Source organism: Wenyingzhuangia heitensis (assembly GCF_011762155.1).
GTDB classification, from domain to species: Bacteria; Bacteroidota; Bacteroidia; order Flavobacteriales; family Flavobacteriaceae; genus Wenyingzhuangia; species Wenyingzhuangia heitensis.
This window is the reverse complement of sequence record NZ_JAASQL010000001.1, coordinates 460,949-479,354: the sequence shown is the minus strand read 5'-3', so window position 1 is coordinate 479,354 and position 18,406 is coordinate 460,949. Positions and strand designations below refer to the sequence as shown.

Sequence of the window (18,406 nt, the reverse complement as noted above, 5' to 3'; positions counted from 1 at the left end):
TATTTTTATTAAATGCTATAGAACGCTACATTTGTCAAAAAATATTTCGGTCTTGAAAATTCAATCTATCTTAGAAAAATATCAAAACGCAAGTACTACTCAACAACTTATTGATCAGGTTGCTAAAGAAAAAGACGTTCATATATTAACCAAATTTAATGGTGCTTCCTTATCTTTTCTTATTTCAGAAAGTTTTAAACAAACAGACAAAACCTTCTTGCTTATTTTTGACGATAAAGAAACTGCTGCTTATCACCTAAATGATTTAGAGCGTTTAATTAATGACAAAGATGTATTATTTTATCCAGGGTCGTACCGAAGACCTTATGAAATAGAAGATGTAGACAATGCCAATGTATTAATGCGTGCAGAGGTTTTAAACCGATTAAACTCTAGAAAAAAAACCTCTATAATTGTAACCTACCCAAACGCTTTGTTTGAAAAAGTGGTTACAAAAAAAGACCTAAACAGCAACACTTTTAAAATTACTACAGGAGATGAATTTAGCATAGATTTTATTAATGAGGTATTGTTTGAGTACAAATTTAACAGAGTTGATTTTGTTACAGAACCAGGTGAATTTGCAGTTCGTGGTGGAATTGTAGATGTATTTTCTTTTGCCAATGATGAACCTTATCGTTTAGAGTTTTTTGGAGATGAAATTGACAGCATTAGAACCTTTGATGTAGAAAGTCAACTATCTACAGGAAAACCAAACAAAATTCACATAATGCCCAATGTGGAAAACAAACAGTTTTCTGAAAAAAGAGAATCCTTTTTAAAATTTATACCCAACAACAGTATTGTTTTTACCAACAATATGGACATTCTTTTAAACGACCTAAATACTTTGTTTGAAAAAGCAAGTACTCGTTTTCAAAACTTATCAGCAACCCTAAACCACACCTTACCTAGCGAGTTATTTTTAGATGGAATTCAAATAAAAGAACAACTAAAAGGCTACAATAGAATTTCTATTCAGAACAGTAGTAATACCACCTCTATTAACGGACAAACAGAACCACAACCCTCTTTTAACAAACACTTTAATTTATTAATAGAAAACCTACAACAAAACACCACAAAAGGATATACTAATTATTTATTTTGTGCTAGCGAAAAACAAGCGCAACGTTTTCATGATATTTTTAACGAGAGTGAACATGAGCAAGAAATAGAATATGAAACTATTGTATTTCAAATTCACCAAGGCTTTGTAGATCATCAACATAAAATAGCTTGTTATACAGATCATCAAATTTTTGAACGCTATAACAAATTTCAACTAAAAAATGGTTTTGCCAAAAAACAAGCCGTTACCCTACAAGAAATTAACAATTTAGAAATTGGAGATTTTGTAACGCATATAGATCACGGTATAGGAAAATTTGGTGGACTTCAAAAAATTGACGTTAACGGAAAAAAACAAGAAGCGATTAAGCTAATTTACGGAGATGCAGATGTATTGTACATCAGCATTCACTCACTTCATAAAATATCAAAATTTACTGGTAAAGATGGTAAGGAACCTAAAGTACACAAGCTAGGTTCTCCTGCATGGAAAAAAGCCAAACAAAAAGCCAAAACTAGAGTAAAACAAATTGCGTTTGATTTGATTCAGTTGTACGCAAAACGTAAAAACCAAATAGGATTTAGATACGATCCTGACAGTTATTTACAACATGAACTAGAAGCTAGTTTTATGTACGAAGACACTCCAGATCAATTTACCGCTACCCAAGATGTAAAAGCAGACATGGAAAGTGATAAACCTATGGATCGATTGGTTTGTGGAGATGTTGGTTTTGGAAAAACAGAAGTTGCCATACGTGCAGCCTTTAAAGCGGTAGACAATAGCAAGCAAGTAGCTGTTCTAGTCCCTACCACTATTTTAGCATTTCAACACTTTAAATCTTTTAAAAAAAGACTGGAAGATTTACCCGTAAACATCAACTACCTTAACCGTTTTAAAACGGCTAAACAAAAACGAATTATTACCGAAGATTTGGCTGAAGGTAGGTTAGATATTATTATAGGAACACATCAATTAGTTTCTGATAAAATTAAATACAAAGATCTTGGTTTGTTAATTATAGATGAAGAACAAAAATTTGGTGTTGCCGCAAAAGACAAACTAAAAACCATTAAAGAAAATGTAGATACATTAACACTTACCGCAACTCCAATTCCACGTACGCTACAATTTAGCTTAATGGCTGCTAGAGATTTATCGGTAATTGCAACTCCACCACCTAATCGCCATCCCATAGAAACAAACGTAATTAGTTTTAGCGAAGAAACTATTAGAGATGCCGTGATGTATGAAATTTCTAGAGGAGGTCAAATTTTCTTTATTCACAACCGAGTAGACAATATTAAAGAAGTAGCCGGAATGCTACAACGTTTGGTTCCAGATGCAAAAATTGGAATTGGACACGGGCAGTTAGAAGGTAGAAAGCTAGAAGAAGTAATGGTAAACTTTATGGAAGGTGCTTTTGACATTTTAGTAGCCACCACTATTATAGAATCTGGATTAGATGTTCCTAATGCCAATACCATTTTTATCAACCATGCCAATAACTTTGGATTGTCTGATTTACACCAAATGCGTGGTCGTGTAGGTCGTTCTAACAAAAAAGCATTTTGTTATTTTATATGTCCGCCTTACCATATGATGACCGAAGATGCCCGTAAACGTATACAAGCCTTAGAAATGTTTAGCGAGTTAGGTAGCGGAATTAATATTGCTATGAAGGATTTAGAAATTCGTGGAGCAGGAGATTTATTAGGAGGAGAACAAAGCGGATTTATTACAGACATTGGTTTTGATACGTATCAAAAAATATTAGAAGAAGCTGTTAAAGAATTAAAAGAAAACGAGTTTAAAGACTTGTACAACGAGGAAGAAAAAGGAGAAAAAGAATTTGTGTCTGACATACAAATAGACACCGATTTTGAAATTTTATTCCCAGATGATTATGTAAACTCCATTTCAGAACGATTGACCTTGTACAAAAAACTAGGAGAATTAACCGAAGAAATTCAACTACAAGAATTTGAAAAACACTTAACAGACCGTTTTGGAGAAATACCAACTCAGGTTGTAGATTTGTTAGACTCTGTGAGAATAAAATGGTTGGCTAAAAAATTAGGAATTGAGAAATTGGTCTTAAAGCAAAAACGCATGATTGGGTATTTTGTCTCCAATCAACAAAGCGAATATTACACCACACAAGCCTTTACCAATGTTTTAAAATATGTGCAAAACAACTCTAAAATGTGTGTTATGAAAGAGAAAGAAACTAAAACAGGTCTTAAATTGCTAATTACTTTTATTAGAATTGATAGTATTAAGAAAGCTTTAGAAGTGTTGAGGAATATATAAAAAACTGAGTAATGACACAGGTTTGTTATTTATCAGTTTTAATTATTTTTCGGCATAATTAAAAACTATTAAATGAAAAAGATATTTTACTCAATATGCTTTCTAATAATTATAAGCTGTAACACGTCTCAAAAAATAATACAAACTCCTGCTATTAACGCACAGCAATCAGTAGAACTCAATAATATAGATCAACAATTTTTAAAACGAAAAGTAGCTATCGCTCGTTTCTCTAACGAAACCCAATATGCTAAAGGTTTGTTTTATGATAAAAAAAACGATCCAATAGGAAAACAAGCTTTAGATATATTAAGCACCAAACTAACATCTAGCGGAAAGTTTATTCTCTTGGAAAGAGAAAGTTTAGATTTAGTTTTAAAGGAAAATGAATACAATCAAAATTTCCAGAAAATTGGGGCAGATTACATAATAGTAGGTTCAGTTACTGAATATGGTAGGAAGCACATAGGAGATGTTGATGTTTTTTCGAATTCAAAATCTCAAATAGTAGAAGCTGGAGTCAGTCTAAGACTTATTGATGCAAGTACAGGACAAATAATTTACTCTGAAGAGGCAAAAGGAGAGGCATCAACCACCACAAAAAACGTAATGGGCCTAGGGAAACATGCAGGATATGATTCTTCTTTAGCAGATAAAGCTATTTCTACAGCAATTTCAAAATTAGTAGAAAACATAATTAATAATTGCTCTGACAGACCTTGGAAATCATACATACTTTCTTATGATGAAAACGGGATTATTATTTCTGGTGGGAAAAGCCAGAATTTGAAAGCTGGAATGAGGTTTAATGTGAATTCTATTGGAAAAAAATTAAAAAATCCACAAACTGGTTTAATGATTCAATTACCTGGAAAAAAAGTTGCCGAAATAGAAGTTACTTTTACTGGAGGTGAATCTGAAGGCGAATTTTCAATTGTAAACTTAGTTTCAGGTTCAATAAACAAAGACCTATTGAATACTTATGAAGTTTTAGAGATTAAATAAAATGTTATGAAAAAATTATTGTTAATAATAGTAGCCGTGTTAGCTGTTGGTTGTTCTACCTATTCGGTAACATCTTCCAAAGGAATTGAAAATCAATCTTTTTTGGTTTTTAAAGAAACTACCACCAATTATCAGGTAGTTGATGTTAAAATAAATAATGGAGATACCTTTTATGCAAAACCCTATAATAGAGGAGATGAAATCCCTGACGAGAAGATTGAAAAAGAAAAACTAAAAAAAGCATCTAAAGGGAAAGTTTTTTCAGTCCCTACAGGAAAAAGCAAAATATCCGTTTTTTATCAAGAAAAGAAAATATATGAAAAAATCCTTTTTTTAAACAATCAAGAGGTTAGAACAATTGTGTTACCATAAATAAAAATAAAAAATGCTAAAAAAACTATTTTATATAGGGATTATACCCCTTTTAATAGCTTCATGTACTACTCCTAAGAATCTTTACATATGGAATAATTATGACCAGAACAGTTATGATTATTTAAAAAGTTTAGACGAAGAATCCTTAGCCAAATTTGAAGCTACACTTAAAGAGTTAATTGAAGGAACACCTAGATTTAAAAGAGATATTAAATCTAAAGTTGCTCCTGGTATATGTGCTGATTACGGCTATTTTTTACTAAAAAAAGGAAATAGAGAGGATGCAATTAAAATGTTTAAGCAGGAGATAGTATTATATCCAGAATCTAAATTATTTATTGACAGAATATTAAAAAAATTAGAAGATGAAAATAGTTAAATATTTATACATATTTATTAGTGTAATTATTTTATCAAGTTGTGCTGCAACTAACTTAAAGTCTGAAGCATATAAAGACCTATACAACGAAAAAGCAGTTAGTGTACTTATAATGCCGCCTATTAACAAATCTACTCATGTAGAAGCTAAAGAATATTTCTACAGCACTCTTAACCATGAAATTGCAGAGGACGGTTATTATGTTTTTCCTCAGTTTTTAATGATGGACGTTTTAAAAAAAGAAAGTGCTTATGATTCTGAGTTATTTGTAGATAGAGATGATTTAAGCATTTTTAAAGAATCTTTTGGTGCTGATTTAATATTGTTTACAACGATCCATGACTGGAAAAAAAATCATATTGGAGGTAAGATTAATGTTGATATAGAATACACAATTAAATCTTCAAAAAATTCTAATATTCTTTATCATAGAAGAGGAGATATTTCTGTTAACACATCAATAAATGTTAGCGGAGGTGGATTAGCGGGTGCTTTAATAAGCATTGCCGCTACTGCAATAAACACTTCTAAAACAAAATATGTGAACGTAGCTAGAGCAACAAACCTTTATACTTTAGAAAGTTTACCTAAAGGAAAGTATCATTACAATTATCTAAAAGACGGCAGTGAACAAGTTACTGTTAAAGACAATCAAAGTAAAACTATTCCTCTTGATTACAAACGTAAACAAAATTCATTTTAACAAAAAACCTCTTCCTTACCGAAGAGGTTTTTTTGTGCTTTTATTTTACCTTTACTTTTATGAAATACCATCCAATCAACCCACAATTATTTATAGAAAACAGAAAACGTTTTACTGAAAAAATGGAACCAAATTCCATTGCGTTTTTTAATGCTAACGATATTTTTGTAACGGGTGCAGACAGCACATTGCCATTTCATCAGCATAGAGATTTGTTTTATTTAAGCGGAGTAGATCAAGAAGAATCTGTATTGGTTTTATTTCCTAACGCTATAAACCCAAACCACAAAGAAATTTTGTTTGTAAAAGAAACAAGTGAATTAATTGCCATTTGGGAGGGTGAAAAGTTAAGCAAGCAACAAGCAACCCATGTTTCTGGAATTGCTACAGTCTATTGGCTTGATGAAATGGAAACGGTTTTAAAAGAGTTAATTCCTACAGCAAAAAACATTTATATTAATGAAAATCATCATAAGAGAGCACCAAGATACATGCAAACTCGTGAAGATCGATTTATTGCAACATTAAAAAACGATTACCCAAGACACAATTACCTTTCTTCTTTTGATATTTTATTTCAATTAAGAGGCATAAAATCAGACATAGAAATTGCCTTAATTCAACACGCTTGTAACATTACCCAAAAGGGATTTCAGCGTGTTTTAAATTTTGTAAAACCCAACGTGTGGGAATATGAAATTGAAGCCGAATTGATGCACGAATTTTTGAGAAATCGTTCTAAAGGATTTGCCTACACCCCTATTGTAGCTTCTGGTTACAGTGCTTGTGTATTACATTATATAGAAAACAACAAACAATGTAAAAGTGGCGACTTAATTTTAATGGATGTTGCTGCGGAATACGCAAATTACTCTAGCGATTTAACAAGAACGATTCCCGCTAACGGTCGTTTTACAGACAGACAAAAAGCAGTGTACCAAGCTGTTTTAAATGTAAAAAATCAGGCTACAAAAATAATTAGAGAAGGCCTACAATGGAAAGATTATAATACAGAAGTTGGAGAATTAATGACTGCTGAACTAATTACTTTAAAACTATTAAACAAAGTAGATCTTCAAAACCAAACCAAAGAAAAACCTGCTTATAAAAAATACTTTATGCATGGCACCTCTCATCATTTAGGTTTAGACACCCATGATTACGGTAATTTTGAAAACGAAATGAAAACGAACATGGTGCTAACCGTAGAACCTGGAATTTACATTCCTAAAGAAAAATTGGGAATTCGTTTAGAAGATGATATTGTCGTTCAAAAAAATGGAGATCCTATTAATTTAATGGCTAACATCCCTATTGAGGTTGAAGAAATTGAAGAAATTATGAATTGTTAAAAATTACTTTGCATATTAAATACGGTAATTTTTATATTGATTTTTTTTAAAGTACATTTGTACTGTTGTTGTAGAACTACATTTGTAGTTTTAGGTTTAATTACCAATGGAAAGCTTCCCTTTTACGGGTTGCTTTTTTTGTTTGTACTCATCTTTAAAAGAAGCTGGTTTTATATGCTATCACTATTTTTATAAAATACCCTAAAAACACCAGACTTACTACAAATTTAATTCCGGTAGATAAAAAGAAACCTAACACAGAACCTAAAGAAGCTTTTATTGCTTTTTTTACATCCTTAGTATCATTAATGAGTTCTCCTATAAAAGCACCCAGGAACAAACCTAAAATCATTCCTACTGGAGTAAACAGTAAGCCTACAATTAAACCAATAGTAGAACCCCAAACTCCATATTTACTTCCTCCAAATTTTTTAGTGGTTATAGCCGGAATCACATAATCTAACATAAAAACAACCAAAGCAACTGTAAACGTTATCCCTAAAAATGTCCAATCAGCAGTTATTTTATCTGTTAAATTTAATAGTAATAAACCCAACCAACCTGTAGGAGGACCTGGTACAATTGGCAAAAAGGAACCAATAATCCCTCCAACGACCAATACAAAACCAAAAAACAACAATATATAATCCATAAAAGCCTTTCTTTTAAAGCAATATACAGCAATCTTCCTAAAAAAATGTATTTTTGACCCGACACAGGTTTACACTATGAACAAACTGATTGCCATTCTTTTAACCCTATCTCTTTTCTCTTGCCAGAAAATATGCTCAGTAGCCTCTATTTTATGTAAAGGGAATGTGGAAAAACAAGATCCTATCGATTTTACTCAAGTAGATCAGTTCCCTCAATTTAAAGACTGCGAAGCTTTGTTAAGTTTTGAAGAAAATAAAATTTGCTTTGAAAAAACAATGTATAAAAAAATCAATCAACGTGTTCAAAATCTACATTTCAAAACAGACAAAAATATCATAGACACTGTTTTTATTCATTTTAGCATTAATCAAAAAGGACAATTTATTTTTAATCGCATTAAAGCCAAAGATTCTCTTTTACTTGTGTTTCCTAAGTTGTCTATCAATATTCAAGAAATTATTCATGAATTACCTAGTATTGCTCCTGCTCAAAAAAGAGGAATTCCAATTACAAGTACTTACACGCTACCGCTAGTTATACAATCCCATTAATTTTTTATCCATATTTTTTTTTAAAATTTTACAAGCAACCTTTTTATCTTTTTAACATCTATGGGGTAAGAGAATTTTAAAAACACGTTACTTATGAAACATTTATTAATTGTATCCCTACTATTTTATAGTCTTGTGTCTTGTTCCAACGATCAGGAATTACCAAATTTTCATCACGAATACATTTCTGTGGATGAACTAATTATTCCAGACAGTTTAAACTACAACGAACAATATGATATTACCTTAAAATACACTTTACCCAACAGCTGTTACTATTATAACAACCTGTATTATGTAGCTAATAAAGAGAATGACTCTATAAAAACTATGGCTATAGTTGCTTATGTTGATGAAGACTCTAATTGTAATCAGGCTACAATAGAAGAGGAACAAGTTTATAAAATAACTGCCAATCAAAAAGAGGATTATATTTTTAAACTTTACAAAGGGGTAAATGATGACAACGAATCCATTTATGAGGAAAAAATTGTAAGAGTTATTGAGGAAGGTGAAGTAGAATAAGTTTTAGAATTAAAAAAACTACTTAGCCAGCAACTAAACATGCATTTAAAAAAAATCATAAAGCAGTGTCAGCAAAACAACTCCAAAGCCCAAGCTAGTTTGTACAAATTATTTGCTGCTAAACTTTATGCTGTATCCTATAAATACTCAAATAACAAACAAGAGGCAGAAGATAATTTGCATGATGGGTTTTTAACTATTTTACAAAAAATAGACCAATTTAAACACCAAGGATCTTTTGAAGGATGGATGAAAAGAATTGTAATAAATACAGCTCTAGAAAAATACAGAAAAGACAAAGTTTTTCCTTTGATAAATGAGGAAATTAAGGACGAAATAACTGTAGAAATAAATGATGACAACTTAGATTTAGAAACACTTCTACAAAGTATTCAAAAACTACCCAATAGATACACAGATTGGTTTTTAACCTCTATGTTTTAGATGGATATTCTCATAAAGAAATAGCCAACATGTTAGCTATTTCTGTAGGAACCTCTAAATCTAATTTGTCTAGAGCTAAAGCAATTCTAAAGAAAGAACTCGAAAATGGAGCACAACAAAATCAAAACAATTTTTAAGTATGGAACCTAAAAACATAGAAAGGTTGTATCAAGAAAAGCTAAGGGATTTAGAAATAAATCCTAGTGCTGCTGTATGGTCTAAAATTGAAGGTTCTTTAGTAGCTCAACAAAACGCTACTAAAGGATTTGTTTGGTACTGGACCTCTGGAGCCATTGCGGCATTACTACTTTTAGGCTTTTTTATTATAAAACAAAACGCAACACAACCTATTTACAATCACGCTTATTTAAAACAAGCTAGCACTCCTTTATCTACCAAAAAAGATTCATTACTGAATACCAACACCTTAGCCTTTTTACAAAAAACAAAAAAAAAAGTTAAACATCAATCTTTTAAAAAGAAAACAGTGACTAGTAGCAAAAATGCCAAGCTACAAAAATTAGATAACACCATCGCTTTCAATCAAAAAACAGAAACCAATCCACATAGCAAAAACAGCAAACCAAAAAAGGTACTTACTACTAATTTACAAAACAAAACTATTTTAGTCCCCAAAAAAAAATTAGAAGAAAAAACAATTAAAAGCATTAAAAAACAAAAATCAACAAAAAAGGGATGGAGCATTGCTCCTGTGATTTCTCAATATTACTACGGTGCATTTTCTAACGATTCTCCTGTAGATTCAAGATTAGACAATGCCGAAAAAACAGGAGAAATGTCTACCGCTTTTGGTCTTAACATTGCTTACAATGCTTCTGACAAATTAAGAATAAAAACAGGAATTCATAGAATTAACCTACTACAAACTACCTCCGGAAATTTAGTTTCTGGAATTCAGGCAAACTCTTCTTTTGCAAACTCTACACAACAAATCTCCAGAGATGGTACTCCTTTATTAGAAGAAAGTAGGTCTTCTGACTCTGAGAATTTATCGGCACTTAGTTTTGTAAATAATCCCAACAGCGAACTAAAACAAACTATTGGCTATATAGAAATTCCTGTAGAAATTGACTTTAAACTTATTGAAGCTCGTAAATTTACCATTTATGCAGTGGGCGGACTTAGTACGTTGTTTTTAACAGAAAATAAAGTAGAGGTTCAACAAGATCAATTTATTTTATCTGAAGGAGAAGCCAACAACTTAAACAGTCTTAATTTTAGTTTTAATATTGGAACTGATTTTGAATATCATTTTTCGAAAAAATGGTTTTTAAATCTTGCTCCTTCTCTAAAAATTCAGACACAAACATTTAACAGCTCTAACAACAATCCTTATTTACTGGGAGTTTCTTCAGGAATCAACTACAAATTTTAGTTTGTAACTTTTTGTAAAAACAACGGATACAACCTTTCTATTACTTTTTGATAAGCCAACTCTGACGGATGTAATCCATCACTCGCAACTAAACTTGGCTGACTAAATCCTTGCTGTGTAATATCTGTAATGTTTAAAAACTCAATATTATTGTTTAAACAATACGCTTTCGCAAACTGATTGTATTTTTCTATTTCTTTTGTAATAGTAACATCTCCTCCTCCAAATGGAGTAAATGCATAATCGGGTATAGAAACCACCACCAAATTATTTATATTCCCTTTTGCTGCTTTTATTGCTATATGTACTAACTCAGGAAATTCTTGTTTATACACTTCAAAATCAATTCCCTGAAACTGATTATTCACCCCAATCAACAAGGTTACAAAATCGTAATCTGTTGCAAGGCTTAAATTTATATTGCTTTTTAAATCTGTAGTGGTCCAGCCAGTTCTGGCAATTATTTTTAAATTTACCGTTGCATTGCTATTTTCTTCTATTTTAGACTTTAATTGCTCCGGAAAACGGCAAGTTGTACACACACTTTCTCCAATGGTATAGCTATCTCCTAAAGAAAGGAGTTTATAAATAAAATCAGAATTCTCCTCAATATCTATTGGACTCTCAGGCTCTATTGGATTTTCTATTAAAACATCTATTTCGTTAGATTCTTTATCACATCCAAACAAACACAAAGAACAACCTATCGCTAAAAAGTAAATATATTTTCTCATACCTTAGGTACGAATAAAACAGCAAAAAGGTTTTAAAACTGAAACTGTTTAAACAAATCCCAAAGTACAACCCCTGTAGTTACCGATATATTTAAAGAATGTTTGGTTCCAAATTGAGGAATTTCTATGCAATAATCACAAGCATTTATTACTTCTTGCTGTACTCCTTTTACCTCGTTACCCATTACAATAGCATACTTTTCTGTAGAATTAACAGTAAAATCTTGCAGTTTTACACTGTTTTCTGCTTGCTCTATAGCCGCAGTTACAATTCCGTCTGCTTTTAATTTTTCAATCAAACTTAATGTGTCTTCTACATATTCCCACGCAACAGATTCCGTAGCACCCAAAGCTGTTTTATGAATTTCTTTATTAGGAGGGATTGCCGTAATTCCACATAAATAAATTTTTTCAATCGCAAAGGCATCGCTAGTTCTAAATACAGATCCAATATTATTTAAACTTCTAATATTGTCTAAAACAACAATCAAAGGTGTTTTTTTAGTCGTTTTAAAAGCTTCTACATCTAATCTATTTAATTCGCTGTTTTTAAGTTTACGCATTGCTTTAAATTTAAGAAGTTTCAAAATTAGGGTAATTTCTGATAAAATTGTACAAATTGTCAATAGAACCTTAATAACTTTTACGTGTATCTTTCATCAGTTTCTTTAAAAAATTTAATTTCGCTAAGAATCCAAAAAAATCATCATTGTGGCTAAAACCAAAGTAAAAAAAGAGACTCCTTTAATGAAGCAATACAACGGTATTAAAACAAAATACCCAGATGCTATGTTGTTGTTTAGAGTTGGTGACTTTTACGAAACTTTTGGTACCGATGCCATTAAAGCCGCACAAGTTTTAAATATTACCCTAACCAAGCGTGGTGCAGGCAGCGATTCTGAAACAGCTTTGGCAGGATTCCCACATCATTCTTTAAATACTTATTTACCTAAATTGGTAAAATCGGGCTTACGTGTGGCTATTTGCGACCAGTTAGAGGATCCTAAAATGACCAAAACTATTGTAAAACGTGGTGTTACAGAATTGGTTACCCCAGGAGTAGCCTTAAATGATGAAGTACTACAGTCTAAAAACAACAATTTTTTAGCGGCTGTACATTTTGGAAAAAAAAACATGGGAGTTTCTTTTTTAGATATTTCTACAGGAGAATTTTTAGCGGCTCAGGGAGATGAAAGCTACATTGATAAATTATTACAAAACTTTGCCCCTAGCGAAATTTTAGTCGAAAAGAAAAACAAAGTAATATTTAAAGATACGTTTGGAGATAGATTTCATACTTTTTATTTAGACGATTGGGTTTTTCAGATAGAATTTGCCACCGAAAATTTATTGAATCACTTTAAAGTAAATTCTTTAAAAGGATATGGAGTAGAAAACTTGTCAGAAGGAGTAATTTCTTCTGGAGCGATTTTATATTATTTATCAGAAACACAACACAATCAACTAAACCATATTACAAGTATTCAACGCGTACATGAAAATGATTACGTTTGGATGGATCGTTTTACCATTCGTAACTTAGAATTGTATCATTCTACCAACGAAAACGCTGTCACTCTTTTAAGCATTATAGACCAAACCAACTCTCCTATGGGAGCTCGTTTGCTAAAACGCTGGTTGGCTTTGCCTTTAAAAGAAGCGACTCAAATTACCAAGAGACATGAAGTAGTGAATTACTTTATGAATCACGATGAATTTTACAAAACTACCGAATATCAAATTAAGCAAATTAGCGACATAGAACGTTTAATCTCTAAAGTAGCTACCGGAAAAATAAACCCTAGAGAAGTAACCTACTTAAAACAATCTTTAGATGCTATTATTCCCATCAAAAAAGCAGCAGAAGAAAGCGATAACATCACTTTAAAAGCCATTGGAGAACAATTACAAGATTGTACTTTACTTAGACAAAAAATTGCCACTACTTTAGTAAACGATGCTCCCGTAAGCATTAACAAAGGGAATGCAATTGCTACAGGTGTTTCTGATGAATTAGACGAATTAAGAAACATTTCTAATTCGGGAAAACAGTATTTAGACAATTTACTAAAAAGAGAAATAGAACGTACCGGAATTACAACCTTAAAAATAGCATTTAACAACGTTTTTGGTTATTATATAGAAGTTAGAAACACCCATAAAGACAAAGTTCCAGATGATTGGATTCGTAAACAAACCTTGGTAAATGCAGAACGTTACATTACCGAAGAATTAAAAGAATATGAAACTAAAATTTTAGGAGCCGAAGAAAAAATTGCACAATTAGAACAACAATTATTTTCTAAATTAATCCAGTTTTTAACAGACTACATACAACCCATTCAGCTAAACGCAAATTTAATTGCTCAGTTAGATTGTTTGTGTGGTTTTGCCACCTTAGCAATTAATAATAGTTACGTAAGACCTAGTATTGATGAAACTACCGAAATAGAAATTAAAAACGGTCGTCATCCTGTAATAGAAAAACAACTGGCTTTTGGAGAAGAATACATTGCCAATGATATTGTTTTAAACAGAAATCAGCAACAAATTATTATGATTACCGGACCTAACATGTCGGGTAAATCGGCCATATTAAGACAAACAGCATTGATTGTTTTGTTAGCACAAATGGGGAGTTATGTACCTGCACAACAAGCCAGAATTGGTGTGGTTGACAAAATATTTACACGTGTAGGAGCTAGTGATAACATTTCTATGGGAGAATCTACTTTTATGGTAGAAATGAACGAAACCGCTAGTATTCTAAACAACGTATCCGAACGAAGTTTGATTTTATTAGACGAAATTGGTAGAGGAACCAGTACCTATGATGGAATTTCTATTGCATGGGCTATTGCAGAATATTTACACGAACACCCTAGTCAGGCAAAAACATTATTCGCCACACATTATCACGAACTAAACGATATGTCTAGCACCTTTGCTAGAATCAAAAACTTTAATGTTTCTGTAAAAGAACTAAAAGACAAAGTTATTTTCTTGCGTAAATTAACCCCAGGAGGTAGTGAGCATAGTTTTGGTATTCATGTAGCAAAACTAGCCGGAATGCCACAAGCGGTAATTCACAGAGCCAACAAAATGCTAACACAATTGGAGAAAAGTCACGGACTAGAAAACAACAAAGCAAAAATAGAAAACGCAACTCAAGAAGAAGATTTTCAATTGAGCTTTTTTCAATTAGACGACCCCTTGTTAGACGGTATTAAAGAAGAAATTTTAGCCACAGACATTAATAACTTAACTCCTGTAGAAGCGTTGATGAAATTAAACGAAATTAAACGAATGTTAACTGGTAAATAAACTTAAATGATCACTATTATTGAATACATAAACGTTTCTGGATCTTTTGTTTTTGCCATTTCGGGGGCATTAATTGCCATTAAAAAAAGATTAGACCCTTTTGGAGTCTTAATTGTTGCTTTTATTACGGCTGTTGGAGGAGGAACTTTAAGAGATATTTTATTAGCCAAAGAAGTTTTTTGGCTCTACAACACCTCTATGCTTTATGCCGTACTTGCAGGTGCTATTTTGGCTATGGTCTTAAAAAATAGATTAGATTTTTTTTCTAAACCTATGTTTTTTTACGATGCTTTAGGTCTGGGTTTATTTACCATAACAGGTGTGCAAATTGGCTTACAAAACCAATTAGATAATTCTATTTGTATTTTATTAGGAACTGTAACAGGTGTTTTTGGTGGAGTTTTACGTGATGTAATGGTAAATAGAATTCCCGTTATTTTTAAAAAAGAAATTTATGCCACCGCTAGTATTTTAGGAGGATTTCTTTATTTATTATTACTTAAATTAAATATACCCAATCCATACTCACAAATTATTCCTGTTATTTTTACCATTCTAATTAGATTAGCAGCTGTATATTTTAAAGTATCGTTACCCACTATTTACAAAAAAAAACATGATCAATAATTTAGAACAAGGATATTTTGGTATTGGAATATACAACGGAAAAACTCCCGAAAATTTGGGGGTTTTATGGAGATCTGCTCAAAACATGGGGGCTAGTTTTATTTACACCATTGGCAATCGATACGCTAAACAAGCTTGTGATACGCACAAAGCTGTTGGTGCCATGCCTTATTTTCATTATGATAGTTTTGAAGAGTTTTACAAACACATTCCTAAAAGCGCTGTACTTGTAGGTGTAGAATTAGATGAAAAATCGGTTCCGTTAGAAACGTTTGAGCATCCAAAAAGATGCGTTTATTTATTAGGTGCTGAGGATCACGGTTTGTCTAAAGAAGCTATTGATAAATCACATTTTTTAGTTAAATTTAAATCAACCTTAAGCCTAAATGTAGCTGTTGCTGGGAGCATTGTTATGTATGATAGAGGAGCTAAAACACCTATAAACCTATAATGAAACTTGTTTTTCAATTTATAAAATCAAAGCAAATGCTTTTGGTTCTTGCCACTGGAATAATTAGCGTTATTTTATGGTACACCTATATCTTTTTTAATAGCTTTCAAAAGCAGGAAGAAATTAAAATGGAAATATTGGCAGAAGCTTATGTGCAGTTTAACAAAGCCACCAACAATGAAGATATTAGCTTATTGGTAAAAATTATAGAAAACAACAATTCTATTCCTATGATTGTTACCGATGTTGAAGGCACCATTTTATTAGACCAAAACATTCCTTATAAAGAAAATAACAAACAAAAAGTTCTTTCTAAACGATTAGAGGAAATGAAAAAAGTTCATCTCCCTATAGAAATAAACATCTCTAAAGATAAAAATCAGTATATCTATTATTCCAATTCTGAGATTTTAAACAGATTAAGATTTTACCCACTAGCACTGGCTTTTATCTTTGTTATTTTTCTTTTAATTATTTACAATGTATTTAATGCTTCGTCTATTTCTGATAAAAACAAGCTATGGAGTGGTATGGCTAAGGAAACAGCACACCAAATAGGAACTCCCCTTTCTTCTCTATTAGGCTGGGTAGAAATTCTTAGAAGCGAAAACATTGATCAAACCTACGTAGATGAAATTCAGAAAGATGTAGAACATTTAAATATTATTGCTAATAGATTTTCTAAAATAGGATCAGAACCTATTCTAAACATCCACAATCCATCTTTAATTATAGAAGATACTATTGCTTATTTTAAATCTAGAAGCTCTAAAAATGTAGTTTTTAACTACAACAAACCAAACAATAAACTATCTGTAAAACTAAACAAAGACTTATTTGGATGGGTGTTAGAAAACATTATTAAAAACGCTATTGATGCCATGTCTGGTAAAGGAAACATAGACATTCAGTTACGAGATACTTCTAACGAAATACAAATTTTAATTACAGATACAGGAAAAGGAATTCCAAAAAACTTGCAGAAAAAAATATTCGAACCTGGCTTTACCACCAAAGAACGTGGTTGGGGATTGGGACTTTCTTTAACCAAAAGAATTATTACCAAATATCACAATGGAAAAGTATTTGTAAAGCAGTCTCAAAAACACACAGGAACCACTTTTTTAATTAAGATTCCTAAATAACAAAACCTCCATCATAAAATGATGGAGGTTTTATATATTCTAAAGCAGGATTTAAGAATTACAAATAACTTGCAATTTTTACTGCCAATGCTTTAAATTCTTCTTCGGTTAATTTTACTTTTTTTTCAAAAGTGGCATCTGCCATTTGGTTTAAAGGTACTAAGTGCACATGTACGTGCGGAACCTCCAAGCCTATTACAGATAAACCTACTCTGTTACAAGGCACTGCTTTTTCTATAGCCGCTGCAATGGTTTTAGAATAGTTAAATAGTTTTGCGTACAATTCATCATCCAAGTCAAACAGCTTATCTACTTCTTGTTTAGGAACTACCAACGTATGTCCTTCTGCATTTGGGTTGATGTCTAGAAACACAAAAAAATCTTCGTTTTCTGCAATTTTATAAGAGGGAATTTCCCCTTTAATAATCTTTGTAAAAATACTCATGTCTTTAATATTAAATCTATAATGACCAAGTTCTACACCTCTAATTTATTTAGATTTTATTATTTGTTTAAATCTTAAAAAACAAGAAATCAGGTAGCACTAAATAAAAAATGAAGATAAGCATATTGATAAAATTTAGTTATTATTTATCGCAAAAAATAAAATCATCAAACTTAACCTTAATACAAGTACTAAACAAAAACAACATCTTCATCGGTAACAACTTTGTCATGCGTAAACCTTAAATACACCCTAGCTAGTGCCAAAACATCTTGTTCGCAATAGCGTACAATTCTTGGCAAGTCTTTGTCGTTGTAATATACGTTTCCTACTTGGCTACCATCTATATCTCCTTTGGGACTGGGAACTCCTAAAATATAAGTTAATAGTTTTAAGGATGTATAATGTTTGTAATCTCCAAACTTCCACATTTCCAACGTATCTAAATGTGGTATTTCCCATGGTTTTTTTCCTGCAAGGTTTAATGAGTTAGGCAAAGCAATGTCTAAAATAATCATTCTACGCGCTATAAAAGGAAAATCAAACTCTTTGGCATTATGACCACACAAAATATGATTAGGCTTGTTAAAATAGCTTTCTAATAAATTTTTAAACTCGGTAAGCAATTCCTTTTCGTTGTCTGATGCAAATGAGGTGATTCTTAATTGCTGGTTTACAAAATAGCCAACCGAGATACAGACTATTTTACCAAACTCTGCCCAAATACCTGCTCGATCGTAAAACTCTTCGGGAGTATATTCTTCTCCTCTTTTGTAAGTTGTTTTGGCAGCAAATAATTCTTGTTCTAGTTCGGGTGCTTGGTTAAAAGTAGCATATAAAGGCACTGTTTCTATATCTAAGAACAGAATATTTTCTTTTTCAATTTTTGTATTCATCTTTTTTCTTTTAAA

General features: G+C 31.5%; 18 protein-coding genes and 1 pseudogene. 14 read left to right on the top strand and 5 right to left on the bottom strand.

Annotation, left to right across the window (positions count from 1 at the left end):
• Positions 1-52 precede the first annotated feature (52 nt).
• From mfd to FHR24_RS01940, 6 genes are all read left to right on the top strand, one after another.
• Positions 53-3,385, top strand: a complete 3,333-nt coding sequence (gene mfd, locus FHR24_RS01965; protein WP_167183091.1) for a transcription-repair coupling factor — start codon at positions 53-55, stop codon at positions 3,383-3,385.
• A 72-nt stretch (positions 3,386-3,457) separates the two neighbouring features.
• Positions 3,458-4,390, top strand: coding sequence for a CsgG/HfaB family protein (locus FHR24_RS01960; protein WP_167183088.1), 933 nt, complete (start codon positions 3,458-3,460; stop codon positions 4,388-4,390).
• A 6-nt stretch (positions 4,391-4,396) separates the two neighbouring features.
• A complete protein-coding gene (locus FHR24_RS01955; protein ID WP_167183086.1) occupies positions 4,397-4,762 on the top strand; it encodes a hypothetical protein in 366 nt (121 codons plus the stop codon).
• 13 nt (positions 4,763-4,775) lie between these two features.
• On the top strand, positions 4,776-5,144 hold the full coding sequence (locus tag FHR24_RS01950) for a DUF4810 domain-containing protein (RefSeq protein ID WP_167183084.1): 369 nt from the start codon (positions 4,776-4,778) through the stop codon (positions 5,142-5,144).
• Entirely contained in the window at positions 5,131-5,847 is a 717-nt protein-coding gene (locus FHR24_RS01945) for a GNA1162 family protein (protein ID WP_208412271.1), read from the top strand. Before FHR24_RS01950 ends, FHR24_RS01945 begins: the two co-directional genes overlap by 14 nt.
• A gap of 59 nt (positions 5,848-5,906) precedes the next feature.
• Positions 5,907-7,199 carry an aminopeptidase P family protein gene (locus FHR24_RS01940; protein ID WP_167183083.1) on the top strand — a complete coding sequence of 431 codons (1,293 nt, stop codon included), beginning with the start codon at positions 5,907-5,909 and terminating at the stop codon, positions 7,197-7,199.
• A gap of 154 nt (positions 7,200-7,353) precedes the next feature.
• Here FHR24_RS01940 and FHR24_RS01935 read toward each other — a convergent pair whose 3' ends face one another.
• Complete coding sequence (locus FHR24_RS01935; RefSeq protein ID WP_167183081.1) at positions 7,354-7,851, bottom strand: DUF456 domain-containing protein; 498 nt, start codon at positions 7,849-7,851, stop codon at positions 7,354-7,356.
• Positions 7,852-7,927: 76 nt separating this feature from the next.
• Between FHR24_RS01935 and FHR24_RS01930 the strand changes: the two genes are divergently transcribed.
• The 4 genes and pseudogenes from FHR24_RS01930 (at position 7,928) to FHR24_RS01915 (ending at position 10,769) form a co-directional block, all read left to right on the top strand.
• Positions 7,928-8,404 (top strand): hypothetical protein, encoded by a 477-nt coding sequence (locus FHR24_RS01930; protein WP_167183079.1) that lies wholly within the window; start codon positions 7,928-7,930, stop codon positions 8,402-8,404.
• 93 nt (positions 8,405-8,497) lie between these two features.
• Positions 8,498-8,929, top strand: coding sequence for a hypothetical protein (locus FHR24_RS01925; RefSeq protein ID WP_167183077.1), 432 nt, complete (start codon positions 8,498-8,500; stop codon positions 8,927-8,929).
• 39 nt (positions 8,930-8,968) lie between these two features.
• Positions 8,969-9,510 (top strand): annotated as a pseudogene (locus FHR24_RS01920) (RNA polymerase sigma factor).
• Positions 9,511-9,512: 2 nt separating this feature from the next.
• Positions 9,513-10,769: an outer membrane beta-barrel protein gene (locus FHR24_RS01915; RefSeq protein WP_167183075.1), complete on the top strand. Its 1,257-nt coding sequence runs from the start codon at positions 9,513-9,515 to the stop codon at positions 10,767-10,769.
• On the opposite strand, the gene FHR24_RS01910 is transcribed toward FHR24_RS01915, so the two are convergent.
• Together FHR24_RS01910 and FHR24_RS01905 are read right to left on the bottom strand one after the other, a co-directional pair.
• Positions 10,766-11,503, bottom strand: coding sequence for an SGNH/GDSL hydrolase family protein (locus FHR24_RS01910; RefSeq protein ID WP_167183073.1), 738 nt, complete (start codon positions 11,501-11,503; stop codon positions 10,766-10,768). The two genes, FHR24_RS01915 and FHR24_RS01910, sit on opposite strands and share 4 nt — an antisense overlap.
• Positions 11,504-11,535: 32 nt before the next feature.
• The gene (locus FHR24_RS01905; protein WP_167183071.1) at positions 11,536-12,066 is read right to left on the bottom strand and encodes an RNA methyltransferase; all 531 of its coding nucleotides are present in this window, start codon (positions 12,064-12,066) and stop codon (positions 11,536-11,538) included.
• Between the two features lie 184 nt (positions 12,067-12,250).
• On the opposite strand from FHR24_RS01905, the gene mutS reads away from it, so the two are divergent.
• Genes mutS through FHR24_RS01885 form a run of 4 tightly spaced genes read left to right on the top strand, consistent with a single transcriptional unit; the run spans position 12,251 to position 17,050 of the window.
• Positions 12,251-14,827: a DNA mismatch repair protein MutS gene (gene mutS, locus FHR24_RS01900; RefSeq protein WP_208412310.1), complete on the top strand. Its 2,577-nt coding sequence runs from the start codon at positions 12,251-12,253 to the stop codon at positions 14,825-14,827.
• A 6-nt stretch (positions 14,828-14,833) separates the two neighbouring features.
• Positions 14,834-15,454 (top strand): trimeric intracellular cation channel family protein, encoded by a 621-nt coding sequence (locus tag FHR24_RS01895; RefSeq protein WP_167183065.1) that lies wholly within the window; start codon positions 14,834-14,836, stop codon positions 15,452-15,454.
• Entirely contained in the window at positions 15,444-15,905 is a 462-nt protein-coding gene (locus tag FHR24_RS01890; protein WP_167183063.1) for an RNA methyltransferase, read from the top strand. The genes FHR24_RS01895 and FHR24_RS01890 overlap by 11 nt, the downstream gene beginning before the upstream one ends.
• A gap of 35 nt (positions 15,906-15,940) precedes the next feature.
• On the top strand, positions 15,941-17,050 hold the full coding sequence (locus FHR24_RS01885; RefSeq protein WP_243846488.1) for a sensor histidine kinase: 1,110 nt from the start codon (positions 15,941-15,943) through the stop codon (positions 17,048-17,050).
• Positions 17,051-17,108: 58 nt separating this feature from the next.
• Here the strand turns inward: FHR24_RS01885 and FHR24_RS01880 are convergent, their stop codons facing one another.
• Positions 17,109-17,495 (bottom strand): HIT family protein, encoded by a 387-nt coding sequence (locus tag FHR24_RS01880; RefSeq protein WP_167183060.1) that lies wholly within the window; start codon positions 17,493-17,495, stop codon positions 17,109-17,111.
• Between the two features lie 191 nt (positions 17,496-17,686).
• Positions 17,687-18,391 carry a 3'-5' exonuclease gene (locus tag FHR24_RS01875; protein ID WP_167183057.1) on the bottom strand — a complete coding sequence of 235 codons (705 nt, stop codon included), beginning with the start codon at positions 18,389-18,391 and terminating at the stop codon, positions 17,687-17,689.
• Between the last annotated feature and the right edge of the window lie 15 nt (positions 18,392-18,406).

Bases quoted from the DNA above. Each gene is read 5' to 3' on its own strand.
- FHR24_RS01960 (WP_167183088.1), top strand. From the start codon at position 3,458: ATGAAAAAGATATTTTACTCAATATGCTTTCTAATAATTATAAGCTGT.
- FHR24_RS01955 (WP_167183086.1), top strand. From the start codon at position 4,397: ATGAAAAAATTATTGTTAATAATAGTAGCCGTGTTAGCTGTTGGTTGT.
- FHR24_RS01950 (WP_167183084.1), top strand. From the start codon at position 4,776: ATGCTAAAAAAACTATTTTATATAGGGATTATACCCCTTTTAATAGCT.
- FHR24_RS01945 (WP_208412271.1), top strand. From the start codon at position 5,131: ATGAAAATAGTTAAATATTTATACATATTTATTAGTGTAATTATTTTA.
- FHR24_RS01940 (WP_167183083.1), top strand. From the start codon at position 5,907: ATGAAATACCATCCAATCAACCCACAATTATTTATAGAAAACAGAAAA.
- FHR24_RS01935 (WP_167183081.1), bottom strand. From the start codon at position 7,851: ATGGATTATATATTGTTGTTTTTTGGTTTTGTATTGGTCGTTGGAGGG.
- FHR24_RS01930 (WP_167183079.1), top strand. From the start codon at position 7,928: ATGAACAAACTGATTGCCATTCTTTTAACCCTATCTCTTTTCTCTTGC.
- FHR24_RS01925 (WP_167183077.1), top strand. From the start codon at position 8,498: ATGAAACATTTATTAATTGTATCCCTACTATTTTATAGTCTTGTGTCT.
- FHR24_RS01915 (WP_167183075.1), top strand. From the start codon at position 9,513: ATGGAACCTAAAAACATAGAAAGGTTGTATCAAGAAAAGCTAAGGGAT.
- FHR24_RS01910 (WP_167183073.1), bottom strand. From the start codon at position 11,503: ATGAGAAAATATATTTACTTTTTAGCGATAGGTTGTTCTTTGTGTTTG.
- FHR24_RS01905 (WP_167183071.1), bottom strand. From the start codon at position 12,066: ATGCGTAAACTTAAAAACAGCGAATTAAATAGATTAGATGTAGAAGCT.
- mutS (WP_208412310.1), top strand. From the start codon at position 12,251: ATGAAGCAATACAACGGTATTAAAACAAAATACCCAGATGCTATGTTG.
- FHR24_RS01895 (WP_167183065.1), top strand. From the start codon at position 14,834: ATGATCACTATTATTGAATACATAAACGTTTCTGGATCTTTTGTTTTT.
- FHR24_RS01890 (WP_167183063.1), top strand. From the start codon at position 15,444: ATGATCAATAATTTAGAACAAGGATATTTTGGTATTGGAATATACAAC.
- FHR24_RS01885 (WP_243846488.1), top strand. From the start codon at position 15,941: ATGCTTTTGGTTCTTGCCACTGGAATAATTAGCGTTATTTTATGGTAC.
- FHR24_RS01880 (WP_167183060.1), bottom strand. From the start codon at position 17,495: ATGAGTATTTTTACAAAGATTATTAAAGGGGAAATTCCCTCTTATAAA.
- FHR24_RS01875 (WP_167183057.1), bottom strand. From the start codon at position 18,391: ATGAATACAAAAATTGAAAAAGAAAATATTCTGTTCTTAGATATAGAA.